Source organism: Clostridium estertheticum (genome assembly GCF_026650985.1).
Lineage (GTDB): Bacteria > Bacillota > Clostridia > Clostridiales > Clostridiaceae > Clostridium_AD > Clostridium_AD estertheticum_C.
This window is the reverse complement of sequence record NZ_CP086239.1, coordinates 1,485,447-1,506,614: the sequence shown is the minus strand read 5'-3', so window position 1 is coordinate 1,506,614 and position 21,168 is coordinate 1,485,447. Positions and strand designations below refer to the sequence as shown.

Below are 21,168 nucleotides of genomic sequence, written 5' to 3'. Positions count from 1 at the left end.
TTATAAAAATAAAAGTGATTATTACAAGATAGGATATGTTATATACCCCATTAAATGGACATAACTATAAAAATAGTTGTAAAATCCATTTGGTGGGGTTATTTTATATGGTATGATGCATATATTATTATTATTTTAAAAGCAAAGAGAATTCTACCAACAGGATATAGTTACAATAAAGAAATCAAATAAATTAAAGGGGTAAATATAATGGAAAATGAAATAGTAACAAATATAGTTAATAATTTAGAGAGAAAACTTATAGATATTAGGCATAACTTGCATAAACATCCAGAGTTATCTAATGAGGAATTTGAAACAACTAAAACTTTACGTAAATTACTAAACGAGGCTCAAATACGTGTACTTAATTTACCACTAGAAACAGGGCTTGTTGCAGAAATAACGGGAGATAGAGAAGGCCCTATTATAGCCATTCGAGGAGATATTGATGCACTACCTATCCTTGAGGAAACAGATCTAGAATATAAATCACAAATTATTGGTAAAATGCATGCATGTGGTCATGATTTTCATGCATCTGTTATTTTAGGCGCAGCTTATTTATTAAAGCAGCAAGAATCAACACTCGCGGGAACAGTGAGAATTATATTTCAGCCAGCTGAAGAGCTAGGACACGGTGCGGAAGATGTATTAGCAAGCGGAGCATTATCTAATGTAGCTGCAATTTTCGGACTCCATAGCGCACCAGAGTTAGAAGTGGGAAGCTTTGGAACAAAGGTGGGAGCTATGACTGCAGCTGTAGATCGTTTTGAAATTGAAATTGAGGGCATTGGTACCCATGCGTCATCTCCAGAAAAAGGAATAGATCCAATTATTGTTGCAGCTCATATAATTACATCGCTCCAGACGATTGTTAGTCGAAGCGTTAGCACCTTTGATCAAGTACTTATTAGTGTTACTCATATTGAAAGTGGTAACACATGGAATGTAATCCCGAATAAGGCTTATATTGAAGGAACAGTGAGAACTGTTAATGCTAAGATGCGCGAGTTTGTTCCAAGCAAAATGAGACAAATAATTAAAGGTATGGCTGACTCATTTGGAGCAACTGCTGAGCTTAAATGGTATAGTGGACCACCAGCAACAAATAACACGAAAGATTGGACAGAGGTTGCATTAGAAGTTGCGAAGATGCAGGGGTATGTTGTTAAAAAACTTCCGGATACACTAATTGGTGAAGATTTTGCTTTTTACCAAGAGAAAATATCTGGTGCATTTGTAAATATTGGTACAGGTGTGTCATACTCACTTCATCACCCTCAATTTAAGGTAGATGATGCTGCACTTTTACCAGCTGCCAATTATTTTTCGGAACTTGCTAAGCGCGCTTTGGTAATACTTAAAGAAAAATAAATTTAATAAATATATGAACTAAAAAACACATTCCTAGGAAACATAGGAATGTGTTTTTGTTATTATATAATTATAATTCTAATGCTGTTTTTAAATCTTTTACTATATCAGTAACATTCTCAACACCTACTGATAATCTTACTAAATGATCGGTAATTCCAATTTCTTGTCTAATCTCATATGGAACTGCAGCATGTGTCATTGTGGCAGGATGGCAAATTAACGATTCTACCCCTCCTAAGCTTTCTCCGAAAGTTATTAATTGAAGATTTTCTAAGAATTTTTTATAATCATAATCTTTTTTTAGAACAAAGGAAATGATACCGCCATATCCATTTGCTTGTTTTTCTTGTATTTTATGTCCTGGGTGATCTTCAAAACCAGGATAATATACTTTTTCTACTTCTTTTCTATCTCTTAAGAATTCAGATACAATTTTTGCGTTTGAGTTGTGTCTGTCCATTCTTAGAGCTAGAGTTTTAATACCTCGTATTAATAAGAAGGAATCAAATGGTGATAAAACTCCACCTGTTGAATTTTGTATGAATCCAATTCTTTCTGCAAGTTCTTTATTATTTACGACAACAAGTCCTGCAATTAAATCACTGTGTCCACTTAGATATTTTGTAGCACTATGAATAACTATATCAGCACCAAGGGTAAGTGGCCTTTGTAGATATGGAGTCATAAATGTATTATCTACAATTAAAAGTAAGTTATTCTTTTTAGCAATTTTTGCAACTGCAGCAATATCTGTAATACCCATTAATGGATTTGTTGGTGTTTCTATAAAAATAGCTTTTACACTATCATCAATTTTATTTTCTAATTGAGTTATATCAGATGAATCAAATGCAGTATAATGTATACCGAAATTATTAAAATATTTGTCTATAACTCTAAAGGTTCCACCATAGATATTATTTGATATTAGAATTCTATCTCCTGTTTTAAATAACGACAATGTAGCAGTCGTAGCTGCCATACCTGAAGCAAATGCGAAACCTGCATAACCTTCTTCAAGATCTGTAATGAGTTTTTCGAGAGCTTCGCGTGTTGGATTTCCTGATCTTGAATACTCATAAGCATTATCAGCATCAAATTTGCCTTTTTTGAAAGTAGATGTCTGGTAAATGGGAACATTTACTGCTCCAGTATGAGCATCACCATCGACTCCACCATGTATTAATAATGATTCGAATTTCATATCTTTTTTCATATTTTTCCTCCTCAAATAATTTTTTGTAAATTATATTAATTAAAATCTAAACTTAAAAATTGTTTTATTCGTTCGTTACTTGTGTTAGTTAATAATTGCTCTGGAGTTCCCTTATCAAGGATAATCCCGTTATCCATAAATATTATATTGTCACCTACATCTCTTGCAAAACTCATATTATGAGTAACAACTACCATAGTCATGCCTTCAAGAGACAATTCCTTCATAACTTTAAGTACCTCTGATGCAAGCTCCGGATCTAGTGCAGAAGTTGGTTCGTCAAATAACAACACTGATGGCTCTATGGCCATAGCACGGGCTATAGCAACCCTTTGTTGTTGCCCTCCTGAGAGCTCATGAGGATAACTGTTAGCTTTATCTAAAAGTCCAACTTTATCTAAAAGATTAAGTGCTTTGTCATGAGCGGTCTTCTTAGATTGCTTAAGCACTGTGGTAAGTCCCTCCATAATATTTGCAACTACAGTCATATGAGGAAATAAATGAAATCCTTGAAATACCATTCCTGTATTTCGTCTTAGTGTTAGCATTTCTTTATCAGTAGGTTCCTTATTTCCACCAAAAACCAATTCAATATCTCCAATGCTTATAGTTCCTGTGTTAGGTATTTCCAATAAGTTTATACATCTAAGAAGTGTGGTTTTACCTGAACCTGAAGGGCCTATTACAATTGTTGTTTCACCCTTTTTTATTTTTAAATCTATACCTTTTAAAATTTCATTATCTCCGAAACTTTTGTGTAAATTTTGTATATTAATCATGATTTCCTCCAATTACCTAGCTACATATCTTTCAAGTTTTTTCTCTATTCTTTGTTGAATTATAGTTAGTATTGTACAAAATATTAGATATATAAAAGCTACTTCACAATACAATACAAGTGGCTCATATGTTGTTGCTGTTATTTGTTGTGCAACTTGGAACATTTCAGCTAAAGTAATAGCCGCTGCAAGTGATGTATCTTTAATAAGACTTATAAAGGAGTTTGACAGTGGCGGTACAGATACTCTAGCTGCCTGTGGCAAAATTATACGAAGGAGCGATTGAGTATGAGTCATACCAATTGAACTTGCGGCCTCCCATTGACCCTTAGGTATAGATAAAATGGAAGCTCTAATTACTTCTGAATTATAAGCCCCTACATTTAATGTAAAGCCTATAATTGCTGCGGGTAAAGCTCCTATTGTTATACCAGCTGCGGGTAATCCATAAAATAATATAAATAACTGTACGAGAAGAGGGGTTCCTCTTATTATCCAAACATATAAACTTGATATTAGGTTTAGTGATTTATATTTTGATATACGAGCAAGAGCCGTTACCATAGCTAAAATTGAACCAAGCAAGAAGGAAATCACAGCTACTGGAATTGTAAACTTCACACCTGCTATTAATAAAGGAAAGAAAGAATCTTTAACTATGCCGAGTATTCTTAGTGTATCTGCGTCTAAATTCATTTTATCACCCTTTTATTTTGATACATCGCTGCCAAAATATTTATTTGAAATTTTTGAATAAGTGCCATCTGATTTCATGTCAGCTAATGCTTTATTAACTGCAGTTACTAATTCTTTATTTCCTTTATTGAACATAAATCCACTAGGTTGTGCATCTCCTTTTGTATCAACAACCTTTATAGCAAGGTTTGGTTTTTGTTTTTTTAGATCAAGGTAAGATAAACTGTCATTAACTGTTGCATCTACTCTTTTAGAAACTAAAAGATCGATTGACTGATTAAAGCCATCAACTGCTTGGAGAACCGCACCATTAGCTTTTGCAATTTTGCCTAAGTCGCTAGTTAATGATTGAGCAGATTTCTTGCCCTTTAAATCAGCGAATTTTTTGATAGTATTATCAGAACTATTTACTATTAGAACAGCTTTCGAAACTATATACGAGGTTGAAAAATCGTATTTTAGTTTTCTATCTGAATTGATTCCAACTTCATTCGCTATCATGTCAAATCTCTTTGCACCCAGCCCAGCAAGCATACCGTCCCACTTTGTTTCTACAAATTCGGGTTTAACTCCAAGACGTTTAGATACTTCCGTTGCAATTTCAACATCAAATCCAGTTAATTTTCCTGATTTGTCATGGAAAGTATATGGTGCATAAGTACCCTCAGTACCGATTTGTATTTTTCCTTCACTCTTTATTGTTTCTAACAAATTTTTTGATGTTGCAGTTTTACTGGTACCACATCCTACAAGACCTAATGATGCTACTAATAAAGTGGTAATTAATATAGATAATTTTTTCATTTGTTTTCCCCCTTGAAGTAATCCTACTGTTTTAGTAAGGTATTGAATTAATAATACCATAATTAATCCGTTGTTGTCAATATACGTTCGAAATTAAAAGTGGATTTAATATATTGTATGATGTTATTTTATAAATTTGAAAGTGTATATGTGTATAATTTTCATTAATATTATGTGATATAATATTAATAATGAAAACTTATTTGGAAGGTGTAGTCTATGGGGAAATCAGGGAATATTATATTTAAATATTTGGAAGATAAATGTAAAGAACAAAGGATAACTGGAAAATCTGTTGTTGTAGGGTGTAGTACTAGGCAAATTGCAGATAGTTTGCTACTTCAAAGAACTAATGTTAGTTCTATACTTAATCGGTTATGTGAGGATGGAAAAGTATTAAAGACAAAAGGAAAGCCAATAATATACTATTCTAATTCGTCTACTGAAATGAAGAAGGAAAGAGAAAAGCCTTTAACAAATAGTTCTAATTTTTCTAATCTTATTGGTGGTAACAAAAGTCTTAAGAAAAGTATTCAGCAAGCACAAGCAGCTATTTTGTATCCACCGAGGGGGCTTCATACCTTAATACTTGGGCCTACGGGAGTTGGAAAGACTATGTTTGCAGAACTTATGTACAAATTTGCAATGGAGAAGGAGGTAATATCTAAAGATGCACCTTTTATTTCATTTAATTGTGCAGATTATTCAAATAATCCGCAGCTTATTATGGCTCATCTTTTTGGAAGTAAAAAGGGTGCATTTACAGGTGCGGATAAAGATAGAATTGGACTTGTTGATAAGGCTAATGGAGGCATTTTGTTTTTAGACGAAATACATAGATTACCTGCTGAGGGTCAGGAAATGTTATTTATGCTAATAGATAAATCTGTTTATACGCCACTTGGCAATATAGAGGAGAAAAAAAGTGGGAAGATCCTTATAATATGTGCTACTACTGAAGAAGTTGGTAGTGCTTTGTTAACTACGTTTACTCGAAGAATTCCTATGACAATTAATATACCCGCTTTAAAGGATAGAACAATAGATGAACGATTTGAACTTATTTGTGACTTTTTTAAGATTGAGTCAAGAAGAATAGCAAGAGAAATAACTATATCTACAAATACTGTAAGAAGTCTTTTACTTTATAATTGTAGGGGGAATATAGGACAGTTAAAAAGTGATATACAACTAGGGTGTGCTAATGCATTTTTAAAATTTGTATCTAAAGGTAAAAGTAAAATTGAAGTTCATAGTACTGATTTTTCAAATAATGTACGGCAAGGATTAGTATCGTACATGCAAGAATCCCAAATCGTTGATAAAATTATCAAAGAGGATATTAGGCTTAACTTTAAGCCTAAGGGGATAAAATTTCAAGTGGAATCTAACTCTGATTTGTTACCTGATAATTTCTATGAGAGTATTGAGCAAAGGATTCAAGAACTTAAAAATCGTGGAGTAGATGAGGATGATATTAATTTTACGATGTCATATGATATAAAAAACTATTTTAATAAGTATATAGAAAAATTTGAGCAAGAAATCAACAAAGAAGAATTGTCTAAAATTGTAGATGATCATATTATTGTTATAGTAGAAGAATTTTTTAAAACAGCATCAGAGCAAATGAAAAAAATATTTCCCACTAAAGTTTTTTATGGATTATGTCTTCATATAAGTTCAATTATTGAAAGAATACATCATAAAAAAGAAATAATTAATCATAACCTAAATGAAATAATACAAAAACATGGCAAGGAGTATGGACTCGCAATTAATTTATCTAATAAATTGGAGAAAAAGTTTGATATTAAGATTCCTGCTGATGAGGTAGGTTTTATAGCTATGTTTTTATGTGTAGATGAAACAAGCGATGATAATATTGGCAAACCTATAATTGTTATAGCAATGCATGGAAGAAGCACAGCTTCTTCCATGGCGGAGGTTGCGAATAGACTAGTGGGAGGAAACAATGTGTATGCATATGACATGAACCTAGATAAAAACCCACAAATAGCATATAAAGAACTTAAGGAATTTATAATTGCAAATCATCAAGGTCCTGGGGTAATACTTTTAGTGGATATGGGTTCTCTTGGAATGTTTGGAGAACTTATATCTGAGGAAACAGGTATAAAGATAAGAGTTATTGAGATGGTATCTACACTTATAGCTATAGAGTGCGCTAGAAAAGCACTAACAAATAACAATATTCATGAGGTATGGGAAGAATCAAAACAATCTGTAGCTTTTCTAAATAATTATAATATGAGCCTTACGGAAACTTATATACCGAGTAAAGATAATATAATAATAACTACATGTGTTACAGGAGAAGGCAGTGCTGTAAAATTAAAAAATATGATAGAGGGTGCAATCAATATAAAAGAAAGGGATATACAAGTTGTAGCAATAGCTGCAAGTGATAAGAAGGAAACTTTTAATACCATTAACACATTGTCAAAAAATAAGAAAGTAGTTGCAATAGTTGGCACTATAAATCCTAATGTATATGATATACCTTTTATACCTATTTCAGAATTGTTTTTGGATAATAATTATACAAGGCTAAGAGATATAGTGAGTAGAATAAAGACACCAGCAGATGTCTATAATGAAATTTTTGATGCCTTAGATAAAGAAATAACGGAAATAAATATTAGAGAATTCCAACCCTTATGTATAAAATTTCTAGATGACATAGGCGAGAATGTAATCAAGTATTTAGATATATATAAGGTTTCAGGACTAACCATGCATTTAGCATGTGCTTTGGTACGGTTAATAAATAATGAAGATACACCTAAGTGCTCAAAGAAGGAAGAAATAAAGACTAATTACTTAAAAGAGTTTGATATTATAAAAACTTTACTTATACCTTTAGAAAAATTCTATAAAATTTTATTTTCAGATGATGAAGTGTGCCATATAGTAATAATAATTTTAGAAATATAGTTAGATTTAAAGTATGTGTATAAATTTACTGCTTAAAACTTAACCAAAAGGTCAATGTGTATAATAAACATATATACACTTGAGAAGTTTGGAACATTTGTATAATAATAATGTTATGTGTATATATATATATTGATTTATATAGGATGAATTTATAATTCATCCTATATTTATTGTAAACGGTATTATAAGAATAAATAATCAAATATTTATAAATGAATCTATAGCTTGATTATACATAATAATTTATGGAATATGTTCATAGTGGGTAAGCATTTATAAAAAGTTGGCATGGGTATTGCTAAGTAAATAAGTGTAAAACAACTAAAATATAAAAAATAGCAAGGGGGATTTAATAATGAATATTATATTAGCATGTGCATCAGGCATGTCTACAAGTTTAGTGGCAAAAAAAATGGAGCAAGCAGCAAAAGAACGAGGTATAGACTGTAAAATATGGGCAGTATCTCAGGATAGGGTCGAAGAAGAAATGAAAGAAGCGGATGTAATATTAATAGGACCACAAATGAGATTTTTAAAGAGCAAACTCGAGGTAAAGGCTAATGAACTTGGAGTTGCAATAGATGTTATAAAACCTTTGGATTATGGAAGATGTGATGGTAATGCTATTTTAAGTGCTGCAATTGCTTTACTTGAAAAATAAAGTTAAATATTAAAAGTTTAAAAAATAAATAATAAGGATGAGGTGTAAGTTTTGGAAAAAATAATGGCTATAATAGATAAGTACATGCTACCTCTAGCAGATAAACTTAATGGTAACAAATATTTAACCGCTTTAAGAGACGCTTTTATGCTAACATTACCGCTAATCATATTTGGATCAGTGTTTGTAGTTTTATCTAATTTGCCATATTTGGATAAAATATTAGGTGTTGCTAATTTGGCAGCATTAAAAGCTCAGTTAGGCTGTGCATCAAATGCGACAATGTCAGTGCTTACGATATTTGTAGTGTTTGGTATAGGGTATAATTTAAGTAAGCAATATAAAATTGATGCCATATATGGCGCTGCAACAGCAGTGGCTTCATTTCTTATATTAACTCCAACTACATTTGAATTCGGAACAAAAAAGATTGTAGTTGATGGAGTACTTCCATTAGATAGACTTGGTGCTAAAGGCATGTTTGTTGGAATAATAGGATCATTTATAGCTGTAGAAATATACAGAAGAGTAGTAGCAAAAAATTGGACAATAAAAATGCCAGAAGGTGTACCGGATGCTGTTTCAAAATCATTTAGTGCATTAATTCCAGCATTTATAACTTTAACGACATTTCTTCTTATAAAAATAGTATTTACATTTACACCATGGGGAAATGTACATGATTTTGTGTACAAGTCAATACAAGCTCCTTTGATGGTATTGGGTTCGGGACTCCCAGCTACATTAATTGCAGTGTTATGCATACAATTATTTTGGTTCTTTGGATTACATGGTCAAATTATAGTGAATTCAGTATTAGACCCAATATGGAGATCTTTATCCCTTGAGAATCTTCAAGCATATCAAGCAGGGGCAAAACATTTACCTCATATTGTAAACAAACAATTCATGGATACGTTTACCGTTGGAATGGGTGGAACAGGAATGACACTCGCAGTAATTATTGCAATATTCGCATTTGCAAAAAGTAAACAGCTTAAGGAATTAGCCAAACTTGCAGCACCAGCAGGAATTTTCAATGTAAATGAACCCGTAATATTTGGGTTACCAATAGTATTAAATCCAATGATATTAATACCTTGGATTATAGCACCTTTAATAGTAACCGCATTCACATATTTTGTAATGTCTATAGGTTTAGTTCCAATCCCAATAGGGGTAGATGTACCCTGGACAGTTCCGATATTCTTAAGTGGAATGCTCGCAACTAACTCAGTGGCTGGTGGTATTCTTCAACTTGTTAATTTAGCCATAGTTTTAGTGATTTGGTCACCATTTGTAATTATTATGGATAGACAATATAAAAAGGCTGAGAATGATTTGAAAAATACAATTAAGGAAAACTCAGATAATAAAAATTCAAATATCAAAAACATAAAGGCGTGACAAAATAACGATAACTAGGAGGAATTAATATGGAAGAATTAGAGAATATAATTTTTGAACTAATAGTATATGCAGGAAATGGTAAATCAAGTGCTATGGAAGCGATACAAGAGGCTAAAAAGGGTGAATTTGAAAAAGCTGATCAGTCACTTAAAGATGCTAGTGTAGAGCTTGGAAAAGCTCATAAATATCAAACTAGTTTAATACAAGCAGAGGCGGCTGGAAAAGCTACGACTATTACTCTGTTGTTAATTCATGCACAAGATCATTTTATGTCAGCTATGACAGTTATAGATTTGGCAACAGAAATAGTAGAAATTTATAAAACAAGATAGGAGGAAGACAAAGTGGAGCTTAAATATAAATTTCCTAATGATTTCTGGTGGGGCAGTGCCTCATCAGGTCCACAATCAGAAGGAACGTCAATAGATGATGGGAAAGCATTAAACATATGGGATTATTGGTATGAAAAAGAACCTTATAGATTTTTTAATGAAGTTGGACCATCTTTAACTTCTGACTTTTACCATAAATATAAACAAGATATAAAGCTTATGAAGGAAATAGGTCATAATAGTTTTAGATTTTCTATATCTTGGTCAAGATTAATTCCAACTGAGAATGGAAAAGTGAATGAAAAAGCAAAAAACTTTTATAATGATGTGATAAATGAACTATTGGCAAATGATATCGAACCGTTTATAAATTTATATCATTTTGATATGCCACTTATTATGCAAGATAAGGGTGGATGGGAAAGTAGAGTTGTGGTAAACGAATATGTAAAATATGCAAGGGTATGTTTTGAATTATTTAGTGATCGAGTAAAAAAATGGTTCACTTTTAATGAACCGGTAGTACCCGTAGAAGGCGGCTATTTATATGATTTTCACTATCCTAATGTAGTAGATTTTAAAAGAGCTGTGCAGGTTGCATACAATACTACTATAGCTAGTGCACAAGCTATAAAAGAATTTAAAAGTTTGAATATTCTAAATTCAAAGATAGGAATAATTCTTAATTTGACACCTTCATATCCAAGAAGTAATAATCCAGCAGATTTAAAAGCTGCAAATATCGCTGATTTATTATTTAACAGAAGTTTTTTAGATCCGTGTGTAATGGGAAAATATCCAGAGGAGTTAATAAAACTAGTAAAGGAACACAATTTATTACCTGATATGATAGATAGAGATTTACAGTTAATAAAAGATAATGTAGTACAGTTTCTAGGAGTTAACTATTATCAACCAAGACGAATAAAAGCGAAAGCATTTATGCCGAATCCAGAATCACCTTTTATGCCTGATAATTTTTTTGATAATTATGAAATGCCAGGTAGAAAAATGAATGTTTCTAGAGGGTGGGAGATCTATGAGAAGGGCGTATATGATATCATGATAAATTTAAAAGACAATTATGGAAACATAGAGTCTTATATATCAGAAAATGGTATGGGTGTACAAAATGAAGAACAATTTATAAAAGATGGTATGATTGATGATAGTTATAGAATAGATTTTTTGAAAGGACATTTAACATGGCTTCATAAATCCATGGATGAGGGTTGTAATGTTAAGGGATATCATATGTGGACATTTATTGATAACTGGTCTTGGAGTAATGCTTATAAAAACAGATATGGATTTATACAATTAGATTTAAAAACTCAAAAGCGAATTCCTAAAAAAAGTGCATATTGGATTAAAGAAGTAGTTAAAAATAACGGATTTTAATTAAATGTATAAATATAGCATTAGATCAACTTAAGCAATTAAGTTGGTCTAATGTTATATTTTTTCAAAAATTATTAAAGCAAATATTAATATGCTATTCCCTCAGAATACATAGCATCTGCTACCTTAATGAATCCTGCGATATTAGCACCGGCAAGTAAATTACCTTCAAATCCATATTCTTTTGCAGCACTACTTGCTTTAATATAAATATCAGACATTATAGCCTTTAATTTATTATCAACTTCTTCAAATGTCCATGAGTATCTTATGCTGTTTTGTGACATTTCAAGTGCTGAGGTAGCAACACCGCCTGCATTAACTGCCTTAGCAGGCCCAAAAAGAATTTTACTTTTTAAGAATACATTAATTGCTTCTGGAGTGGAAGGCATATTTGCGCCTTCTCCAACTGCTATACACCCATTTGCTACAAGAGTTTTTGCAGATGTTTCATTTATTTCATTCTGAGTAGCACAAGGAAGTGCAATATCACACTTTATTTTCCAAATTCCTGAGCAACCTTCATGATATTCTGCAGTAGGATGATATTTAACATATTCACTTATTCTTTCTCTATTAACTTCTTTAATTTTTTTAACTGTATCTAGTTTAATTCCAGTAGGATCATATATGTATCCATTTGAATCACTTAATGCGACTACATTTGCTCCTAGCTGTATAGCTTTTTCGGCTCCGTATATTGCAACATTACCTGAACCAGAAATTACAACTGTTTTATTTTTAAAAGAATTTTTTGTAGCTTTAAGCATTTCTTCAACAAAGTAACACATACCATATCCAGTGGCTTCTGTACGAGCAAGACTTCCACCATAAGATAGTCCTTTACCTGTTAATACACCTGTAAATTCATTTCTAAGCCTTTTATATTGACCATACATAAAACCAATCTCTCTGCCACCAACACCAATATCACCGGCAGGAACGTCAGTATCAGCTCCAATATGTTTTGAAAGCTCAGTCATAAAACTCTGGCAAAATCTCATTATTTCTCTATCAGATTTTCCCTTAGGATCAAAGTCACTTCCACCCTTACCACCACCAATTGGTAGACCAGTTAAGGAGTTTTTAAAAGTTTGTTCAAATCCAAGGAATTTAATAATACTAAGATTAACTGAAGGATGAAGCCTTAAACCGCCTTTGTAAGGTCCGATAGCACTATTAAATTGGACACGAAAACCTCTGTTTACATTTACTACTCCCTTATCATCTATCCAGGAAACTCTAAATATAATTTGTCTCTCCGGCTCTACAATTCTATCAAATATTCCAGCTTCCATCCATTCAGGATGAGCTACAGCAACTGGCTCTAGTGATTCTAGTATTTCTTTTACAGCCTGTTGAAATTCTGGTTCGTTTGGGTTTTTCTTAATAACTTGTTGAGTTAAACTTGATAATAAACTCATTTTATGGCCTCCTCAAATATAATAAATAAATATGTGTTGAATATTAAAATTAATAGTTATCAATATATACAATTTTGTAAAAATTGCATTTATCTATTATATATTCTACCATTTATAGAACGATTTTTCAACTTTTTAAAAGCTAGTTTTGATAACGGTGAGCAGTGGTAAGGACTTGTGGTGATATACTACACCATAACAAATTAGTCGTGTGATTTTTATTAAATAAATTTCGCAAATATACTAAAACTAATCAATCTAATATAACTAACAAGGTTGTAATAATTTATTTGAGGAGATTGGTTTATATGTAAAATAAAGTACAAATCCATATTGAAGTTTATGTACAAGTTGAATATATGATTGTTATAAAATGAATTAATTTTAATAATAACATGCAATAATATAGTTTTTTAAAATTGATTTAAATATATAATGTTAATGGTTACATTCGTATTTATATGTTGATTTTGCGTTAATACGCCTACAATTGGCATATTATTGGTGAAAAAAATAGAAATGACAGAATATTAAAATACTTGACTTATGCTTCAAAAGTTAGTAAAATGATTTCTAATGGTAAGCAAAAATTCATTGTGACTACAATACGAATTTTTAAAAGCTAGGAATAATAATATTTAATTAGGGGGAATTTTTATGAACGCAATAAATACGACAGATACGTCATTTATGATTTTTGCAACGGTATTAGTAATGTTAATGACACCGGGACTTGCTTTATTTTATGGTGGAATGGTGAGAAGAAAAAATGTACTTAGTACTACAGTACATAGTTATACAGCAATGGTAATTGTATCACTTCAATGGGTTTTAATTGGTTATACTTTATGTTTCGGAAAAGATTTCGCTGGTTTTGTTGGTAATTTTCAGTTTCTTGGTTTGAATGGTGTAGGATTTCTTCCAAATGCAGACTATGCAACTACGATACCACAATCAGTATTTATGTTATTTCAGTTAATGTTTGCAATAATAACACCTGCTTTAATTTCAGGAGCAATTGCTGGGAGAATGAAATTTCTTGCATTTGCAGTCTTTATTTTAGTATGGACAACATTAGTTTATGATCCAATTGCACACTGGGTATGGGGTGCAGGTGGATGGCTTAGAAATTTAGGAGCACTAGATTTTGCAGGTGGAAATGTAGTTCATATAAGTTCAGGTATATCTGCACTTGTTGTAGCACTTGTAATAGGAAAGAGAAAAAAATTAAAATCAATTACTCCACACAATCTTCCTATGACACTTCTTGGAGCAGGGATTTTGTGGTTTGGATGGTTTGGGTTTAATGCAGGAAGCGCACTCGCAGTAAATGGTGTAGCACTTAATGCATTTATTACAACTAATACATCTGCTGCGGCGTCTGCACTAGCTTGGTGTACATGTGAGCTGATTATTAGAAAGAAAGTTACATCCCTTGGGCTTGCAAGTGGTATAGTTGTAGGATTAGTTGCTATAACACCTGGTGCAGGTTTCGTAAGTCCGATGGCTTCCATATTGATAGGTGGAATAGGCGGCATAATATGTTTCTTTAGCGTAACTGTAGTTAAACAAAAATTTGGATATGATGATGCATTAGATGCTTTTGGTTGTCATGGGATTGGAGGGATTTGGGGAGGCATAGCTACTGGTATTTTTGCTTCAAAGGCTATAAATTCTGCCGGCGCAAATGGATTAATTCATGGTAATATTAAATTACTAGGAATTCAAATAATAGCAATTGTTGCAACAATTGCATACTCAGCAATAATGACATTTATTATATTAAAAGTATTAGGTAAGTTTATGACCTTAAGAGTAAGTGCGGATGAAGAAAATGATGGATTAGATATTTCTCAACATGGTGAGGAAGCTTATGGTGGTATAGATATTTAATAAAATAAAAAGGGGGTACTATTATGGAAGAAAAATTTTCAAAGATAGATATTATTACATCTTCAAGTAAATTTGAAGAATTAAAAGAAGCTCTAAATGCGATTGGTGTAAGTGGTATGACTGTATCTAACGTTTTAGGATGTGGAATTCAAAAGGGCCACAAAGAATTTTATCGAGGACTCGCTTTAGATATTAATCTTTTACCAAAATTGAAGGTAGAAATAATAGTGTGCGATATTCCAGTAGACTTGGTTGTGGAAACAGCACAAAAGGTACTACACACGGGGAAAATGGGTGATGGAAAAATATTTGTTTACGATGTGAAAAATATTATAAGAATAAGTAATGGTGCTGAAGGGCGAGATGCTCTACGATATAACAAATAATTATATTTAAAAGTAATAGATCAGTTTAATTCTATAAAAATAAAAAGTGCTTTCTATGATTTAATTAAATTGTAGAAAGCACTTTTTATTTTAACTAAATTTATACTTAAATATAATTTCAAGGAGGTATATCGTTGTCATAATGGATATTTATTTTTGTAAATATTAAAAAAAATTTTTTATTAAATACGAATATTTGATTTTTTATTATCAACTCTAAATCATTTTAAATGTATTTTTCTAGAAAAAGTCTATATTTTAAACATTTGGTTCAAATAAACACAAGCTTAATCGAATAAAATGAATAACATTAAAAGAAATATTGCAATTGTCTGAAAAGGGTGGTATTATATTATTTATAATATAAATGGTAATTACAATCAAAAGTTACTAAATAAACTAAGCGTAAAAAGGAGGTTATATAAAACTAATTAATAATGGAAAATAATTTGTGGGAGGAATTGTATGAAAAAAAAATATTCTATTATGGTACTAATGGCTTTAAATACTTTGATATTGCTTTCAGGATGCATATTTATTGTATATAGTATTTATTTCAAAATAACTTTTAAAGTTATTAACACAAATATTCCAGGTGCAATTATTGGTTTGACGGTTTTATATTTTTCAGCACGCTATTATAAAATGATCTTAAAACTAAAAGGTGAAATAAATGAAAAAGGTAACAGTTTTTCTTGGGCAAATTTTAAACGAATGAAAAAAGAATAAAAAAGAATAAAAAAGAATGAATATAGGGGGGATAATAAATGAAGAAAATGACAAAAATTTCTATAATAACTTTGTTAACAGTATTGTTTATAAGCGTTTTTTCAGTTGTTGTATTTGCAGAAGGGGCAAGCGGAGATCCGACAGGTGTAAAAGCGGCTACGGTCAATCAGATAACAGCGCAGATTGCTGGTAAACCAACATCTAGTGAAATAACAACACAAATTGCAAAAAATACATTGGGTGTTAATTATGTATGGGTGCTAATGACGGGAATGTTAATATTCTTTTTCCAGTGCGGATTTGCAATGGTAGAAACAGGTTTCTGTAGATCTAAAAATGCTTTGCATACAATGGCGATGAACTTTATGGTATTTGTAGTTGGTGCAATAGGTTATTTCTTAGTTGGTTTTGCAATTCAATTTGGTGGTGTTGGAGGTTGGGCTTCGCTTGGATCTGGGGTAGCAACGTTAAATCATGAAGTATCTATAGCTGGTTGGGGTATTTTTGGTACAAAAGGATTAGCACTTGCAAGTGGTGGAACTTATGATGTAGGAGTATATGCATTATTCTTCTTCCAGATGGTATTTATGGATACAACTTGTACAATACCAACCGGATCAATGGCAGAAAGAGTTAAGTTTTCGGTAGTAGTAATAAATTCATTTTTCGTATCAATGATATTTTATCCACTATTTGGTAATTGGGTATGGGGCGGAGGATGGCTTGCGCAATTAGGTGTACGTGCAGGACTAGGACATGGTGTTGTGGATTTCGCTGGATCAGCAGTAGTACACTCAATGGGAGGTATGATGGCTCTTGCGGGTGCAATTGTTATAGGACCTAGAATTGGTAAATTTAGAAAAGATGGAACAGCAGTAGCATTTCCTGGACATGATATACCAATGGCAATAGTCGGAACTATAATCTTGTTTTTCTGTTGGTTTGCTTTTAATGCAGGTAGTACAACTAATGCTACTGATCTAAGACTAGCAGTAGTTGCAACTAATACAATGATTGCAGGAGCTGTAGGTGGATTTACCGCAATGATGTATATGTGGTTAAGATATGGTAAACCTGACCCGTCAATGATGTGTAATGGAGCTTTAGCAGGACTTGTTGCAATCACAGCTCCTTGTGCTTTTGTAAATGGAATATCATCTTTTATAATTGGGATTATCTCCGGAATACTTGTATGTATATCAGTAAGGGTATTTGAAGATAAATTCAAAATCGATGATCCTGTTGGTGCAATATCGGTTCATTGTGTTAATGGTGTATTTGGAGTACTTGCTGTAGGGTTGTTTGCAGATGGGACCTACGGAGATGGTTTAAATGGAATTAAAGGTGGAGTTATTGGTTTGTTTTACGGTGGTGGATTCAAACAATTAGAGGCTCAACTTATATGTGTTGCAGTATTGATTGTTTGGGGATTTGGATTATCTTATTTGTTCTATAAAGTGCTTAATAAAACAATGGGACTTAGAGTATCTGCACAAGTAGAAATTGATGGTTTAGATGTTCCGGAAATGGGAATGCTTGCGTACCCAGATTTTGCATTAAATCCTGATAATATTGAAATATCAAGTTCTATAAAGGAGAGAATGATTCATCCTAAAAAATAGATAAAAATTATCTGTAATTGTATTCAAGATAACTTTATAAAATAAAAGGGGGTTACAAACATGGAAGAAAAATTTTCGAAAATAGATATTATTACATCTCCAAGTAAATTTGAGGAATTGAAGGAAGCCTTAAACGCAATTGGCATCAGTGGCATGACTGTGTCAAACGTTTTAGGATGTGGAATTCAAAAGGGTCACAAAGAATTTTATCGAGGACTTGCTTTAGATATTAATCTTTTACCTAAATTAAAGGTAGAAATAATAGTGTGTGATATTCCTGTGGACTTGGTTGTGGAAACAGCAAAAAAAGTACTACACACAGGAAAAATGGGTGATGGAAAAATATTTGTTTATGATGTTAAAAACATTATAAGAATCAGTAATGGTGCTGAAGGACGAGATGCTCTTCGGTATAATAAATAATTACATCTATAATTAAAGAAAAGCAGATCAACTTAATTGCATTAAGTTGGTCTGCTTTTTAGTTGTTATACTTTTTCGATAATAAGGCTTTACATAAAGTAATAGCTATGGAGAATATATTAAAAAAGATAAATAGTATCACTAAATTGTAATTTAATTAATAAAATAAAAAAGCTTGACTTTTGTCGCAAAATTAAGTAAAATGACGCTTATTGGCAAGAGAAAATTCATTGTAACTGCAATGAAATTTTTTTTGCATTTAGGAATAATATTTAATTAGGAGGAATTTCTATGAAGGCAATAAATGCTGCAGATATGTCATTTGTAATTTTTTCAACTTTATTAGTAATGTTAATGACGCCAGGACTCGCTTTGTTTTATGGGGGAATGGTAAGAAGAAAAAATGTACTTAGTATTACAGTACATAGTTATGCGGCAATGGCTATTATATCAATTCAATGGATTTTAATAGGGTATACGTTATGTTTCGGAAAAGATTTTGCTGGAATTATTGGCAATTTCCAATTTATTGGATTGCAAGGAGTGGGATTTCTTCCAAATAATAATTATGCGACTACGATTCCACAATCAGTATTTATGTTATTTCAGCTTATGTTTGCAATAATTACTCCCGCTATAATTTCAGGAGCAATTGCTGAGAGAATGAAATTTTTCGCTTTTACAGTATTCATTTTAATATGGTCAATAATAGTTTACGATCCAATTGCACACTGGGTATGGGGTGCTGGTGGATGGCTTAAGAATCTAGGAGTATTAGATTTTGCAGGGGGATATGTTGTTGAAATAAGTTCGGGTATTTCAGCACTTGTTGCAGCACTCGTAATAGGAAAGAGAAAAAAGTTAAAAACAATTACTCCTCATAATATTCCTATGACAATGTTAGGGGCTGGAATTTTGTGGTTTGGATGGTTTGGATTTAATGCTGGGAGCGCACTAGCAATAAATGGTGTAGCATTAAATGCATTTATTACAACTAATACATCTGCTGCTGCAGGTATTATTTCTTGGAGTATATGTGAGGTAGTTGCTAGAAAAAAGGTTACGTCACTGGGCATTGCAAGTGGTATGGTTGCAGGACTTGTTGCAATAACACCAGGCGCGGGTTTTGTAAGTCCTATGGCATCGTTATTAATAGGCGGAATTGGAGGCATGTTATGTTTCTTTAGTGTAACGGTATTTAAACAGAAATTCGGTTATGATGATTCCTTAGATGCTTTTGGGTGTCATGGAATTGGAGGCATTTGGGGAGTACTAGCTACTGGTATTTTTGCTTCAAAAGCTATAAATTCTGCTGGCGCAAATGGATTAATATATGGTAATATTAAATTAGTAGGAATTCAACTGATTGCAATTGTAGCAATTATTGCATACTCAGCAATAATGACATTTATAATATTAAAAGTTATAAGTATATTTATGAGTTTAAGAGTAACAAGTGAAGAAGAAATGGAAGGACTAGATGTTTCACTACATGGTGAAGAAGCTTATGGTGGAATAGATATTTAATGAAACAAGTTAAAATAAAAGGGGGTACGGGTATGGAAGAGAAATTTTCAAAGATAGATATTATTACATCATCGAGTAAATTTGATGAATTAAAGGACGCTTTAAATGAAATTGGTGTTAGTGGAATGACTGTATCTAACGTTTTAGGATGTGGTATGCAAAAGGGCCATAAAGAATTTTATCGTGGGCTTGCCTTAGACATTAATCTTCTACCTAAAATAAAAGTAGAAGTAATAGTTTGCGATATTCCTGTAGAATTAGTTGTAGAAACTGCAAAGAAGGTACTTCATACAGGGAAAATGGGTGATGGAAAAATATTTGTTTATGATGTTAAAAATATTATAAGAATCAGCAATGGGGCTGAAGGTCGAGATGCCCTAAGATATAATAAATAATTTAATATTAAAAGGTCAGCTTAATTACATTAAGTTGGTCTTTTTTTATAAAAAAAAGACTTTTTTGCTGTTTATTGATATAATTTATTAAAACTGAGTTGAAATTTTAAAAAGTATAAAGGGGTCTTTTAATTATGAAATTTGTTACGTATATTAACAAAGGTAAGGAAAGCGTAGGAATTATTATTGGACAAAAGGTTATATATATCAATGAAATATACAATGCATTAGGTAAAGCTAGTGTTAGTTCTATGATTGAACTAATAGAAAGTTTTGAAGAAAATACAGTGGAAAAAATTAAAAATGCTATTAGTAGTAACAATTTTAATTATGTATCATTAAATTCAATTAAATTACTTGCGCCAATACCAAATCCCAAAAGAAATATATTTTGCCTTGGCAAAAATTATGTAGATCATGTAAAAGAAATTAAAAAAACTAAAATATCAGGTACTGGTATTCCAGAATACCCTATATATTTTACTAAAGTAGCATCACCTGCAATTGGAAGTGGTGATTTTATTAAATTTTCTTCAAAAGTTACAACTCAAGTAGATTATGAAGTAGAACTCGCAGTAGTAATTGGAAAAGAAGGAACTGATATTAAACCAGAGAATGTAGAAGAATACATTTTTGGCTACACTATAGTTAATGATGTTTCAGCTAGAGATTTGCAAGGAAAGCACACTCAGTGGTTTAAAGGGAAAAGTTTAGACACATTTTGCCCTATGGGACCATGTTTAGTTCATAAAAGTGAAATTAAATTCCCAGTAGAGCTAAATATAACATGTAGTGTTAATGATGAATTAAGGCAAAATTCCAACACAAGAAATTTAATTTTTGATATACCATATATTATTAGTGATTTGTCAAAAGGGCTTACTTTAAAACCAGGTGATATAATTAGTACAGGCACTCCAAGTGGTGTTGGTCTAGGATTTGTTCCACCTAAGGTTTTGAAAAATGAAGATATCGTAGAATGTTATATTGAGAATATAGGCAAATTAGTTAATAAAGTAATCGTTATTAATGGATAGACAAAAAATTTAAAAATATAAGTTAAAGGCATACTTTTGTTTAAAAAGTATGCCTTTAACTTAATATGTGTGTATTAAAGTTATTACCTGTA

The 21,168-nt window shown here is 31.7% G+C and carries 19 protein-coding genes; 14 read left to right on the top strand and 5 right to left on the bottom strand.

Features of this window, described 5'->3' with window-relative positions:
- Positions 1 to 210 precede the first annotated feature (210 nt).
- Positions 211 to 1,377, top strand: a complete 1,167-nt coding sequence (locus tag LL038_RS07480) for an amidohydrolase (RefSeq protein WP_216121132.1) — start codon at positions 211 to 213, stop codon at positions 1,375 to 1,377.
- Positions 1,378 to 1,447: 70 nt separating this feature from the next.
- Here the strand turns inward: LL038_RS07480 and LL038_RS07475 are convergent, their stop codons facing one another.
- The 4 genes from LL038_RS07475 to LL038_RS07460 are packed head-to-tail and all read right to left on the bottom strand — an operon-like array spanning position 1,448 to position 4,875.
- Entirely contained in the window at positions 1,448 to 2,584 is a 1,137-nt protein-coding gene (locus LL038_RS07475; RefSeq protein WP_216121358.1) for a trans-sulfuration enzyme family protein, read from the bottom strand.
- A gap of 47 nt (positions 2,585 to 2,631) precedes the next feature.
- A complete protein-coding gene (locus LL038_RS07470; RefSeq protein WP_216121134.1) occupies positions 2,632 to 3,375 on the bottom strand; it encodes an amino acid ABC transporter ATP-binding protein in 744 nt (247 codons plus the stop codon).
- Positions 3,376 to 3,387: 12 nt separating this feature from the next.
- On the bottom strand, positions 3,388 to 4,071 hold the full coding sequence (locus LL038_RS07465; RefSeq protein ID WP_216121136.1) for an amino acid ABC transporter permease: 684 nt from the start codon (positions 4,069 to 4,071) through the stop codon (positions 3,388 to 3,390).
- Between the two features lie 12 nt (positions 4,072 to 4,083).
- Positions 4,084 to 4,875, bottom strand: a complete 792-nt coding sequence (locus LL038_RS07460; protein ID WP_216121138.1) for an amino acid ABC transporter substrate-binding protein — start codon at positions 4,873 to 4,875, stop codon at positions 4,084 to 4,086.
- 219 nt (positions 4,876 to 5,094) lie between these two features.
- Between LL038_RS07460 and LL038_RS07455 the strand changes: the two genes are divergently transcribed.
- The 5 genes from LL038_RS07455 to LL038_RS07435 all read left to right on the top strand — a co-directional run bounded on the left by LL038_RS07455 (position 5,095) and on the right by LL038_RS07435 (position 11,640).
- Positions 5,095 to 7,833, top strand: a complete 2,739-nt coding sequence (locus LL038_RS07455) for a sigma 54-interacting transcriptional regulator (protein ID WP_216121140.1) — start codon at positions 5,095 to 5,097, stop codon at positions 7,831 to 7,833.
- Positions 7,834 to 8,191: 358 nt separating this feature from the next.
- Positions 8,192 to 8,497: a PTS sugar transporter subunit IIB gene (locus LL038_RS07450; protein ID WP_216121143.1), complete on the top strand. Its 306-nt coding sequence runs from the start codon at positions 8,192 to 8,194 to the stop codon at positions 8,495 to 8,497.
- Between the two features lie 51 nt (positions 8,498 to 8,548).
- Complete coding sequence (celB, locus tag LL038_RS07445; RefSeq protein WP_216121145.1) at positions 8,549 to 9,904, top strand: PTS cellobiose transporter subunit IIC; 1,356 nt, start codon at positions 8,549 to 8,551, stop codon at positions 9,902 to 9,904.
- A 29-nt stretch (positions 9,905 to 9,933) separates the two neighbouring features.
- The gene (locus LL038_RS07440; protein WP_216121147.1) at positions 9,934 to 10,239 is read left to right on the top strand and encodes a PTS lactose/cellobiose transporter subunit IIA; all 306 of its coding nucleotides are present in this window, start codon (positions 9,934 to 9,936) and stop codon (positions 10,237 to 10,239) included.
- A gap of 12 nt (positions 10,240 to 10,251) precedes the next feature.
- A complete protein-coding gene (locus tag LL038_RS07435; protein ID WP_216121149.1) occupies positions 10,252 to 11,640 on the top strand; it encodes a glycoside hydrolase family 1 protein in 1,389 nt (462 codons plus the stop codon).
- 86 nt (positions 11,641 to 11,726) lie between these two features.
- Here the strand turns inward: LL038_RS07435 and gdhA are convergent, their stop codons facing one another.
- Positions 11,727 to 13,064 (bottom strand): NADP-specific glutamate dehydrogenase, encoded by a 1,338-nt coding sequence (gdhA, locus tag LL038_RS07430; protein WP_216121151.1) that lies wholly within the window; start codon positions 13,062 to 13,064, stop codon positions 11,727 to 11,729.
- A gap of 657 nt (positions 13,065 to 13,721) precedes the next feature.
- Here gdhA and LL038_RS07425 point away from each other — a divergent pair.
- The 8 genes from LL038_RS07425 to LL038_RS07390 all read left to right on the top strand — a co-directional run bounded on the left by LL038_RS07425 (position 13,722) and on the right by LL038_RS07390 (position 21,076).
- The gene (locus LL038_RS07425) at positions 13,722 to 14,957 is read left to right on the top strand and encodes an ammonium transporter (protein ID WP_253200059.1); all 1,236 of its coding nucleotides are present in this window, start codon (positions 13,722 to 13,724) and stop codon (positions 14,955 to 14,957) included.
- A 23-nt stretch (positions 14,958 to 14,980) separates the two neighbouring features.
- Positions 14,981 to 15,343, top strand: a complete 363-nt coding sequence (locus tag LL038_RS07420; protein WP_216121153.1) for a P-II family nitrogen regulator — start codon at positions 14,981 to 14,983, stop codon at positions 15,341 to 15,343.
- A gap of 465 nt (positions 15,344 to 15,808) precedes the next feature.
- Complete coding sequence (locus LL038_RS07415; protein ID WP_216121155.1) at positions 15,809 to 16,072, top strand: hypothetical protein; 264 nt, start codon at positions 15,809 to 15,811, stop codon at positions 16,070 to 16,072.
- Positions 16,073 to 16,110: 38 nt separating this feature from the next.
- Positions 16,111 to 17,694 (top strand): ammonium transporter, encoded by a 1,584-nt coding sequence (locus tag LL038_RS07410; protein WP_216121157.1) that lies wholly within the window; start codon positions 16,111 to 16,113, stop codon positions 17,692 to 17,694.
- Positions 17,695 to 17,754: 60 nt separating this feature from the next.
- Positions 17,755 to 18,117: a P-II family nitrogen regulator gene (locus tag LL038_RS07405; protein WP_216121159.1), complete on the top strand. Its 363-nt coding sequence runs from the start codon at positions 17,755 to 17,757 to the stop codon at positions 18,115 to 18,117.
- A gap of 291 nt (positions 18,118 to 18,408) precedes the next feature.
- Complete coding sequence (locus LL038_RS07400; protein ID WP_216121162.1) at positions 18,409 to 19,644, top strand: ammonium transporter; 1,236 nt, start codon at positions 18,409 to 18,411, stop codon at positions 19,642 to 19,644.
- Positions 19,645 to 19,676: 32 nt separating this feature from the next.
- Entirely contained in the window at positions 19,677 to 20,039 is a 363-nt protein-coding gene (locus LL038_RS07395; RefSeq protein ID WP_216107217.1) for a P-II family nitrogen regulator, read from the top strand.
- Between the two features lie 134 nt (positions 20,040 to 20,173).
- Complete coding sequence (locus LL038_RS07390; protein WP_216121164.1) at positions 20,174 to 21,076, top strand: fumarylacetoacetate hydrolase family protein; 903 nt, start codon at positions 20,174 to 20,176, stop codon at positions 21,074 to 21,076.
- The last annotated feature ends 92 nt before the right edge of the window (positions 21,077 to 21,168 follow it).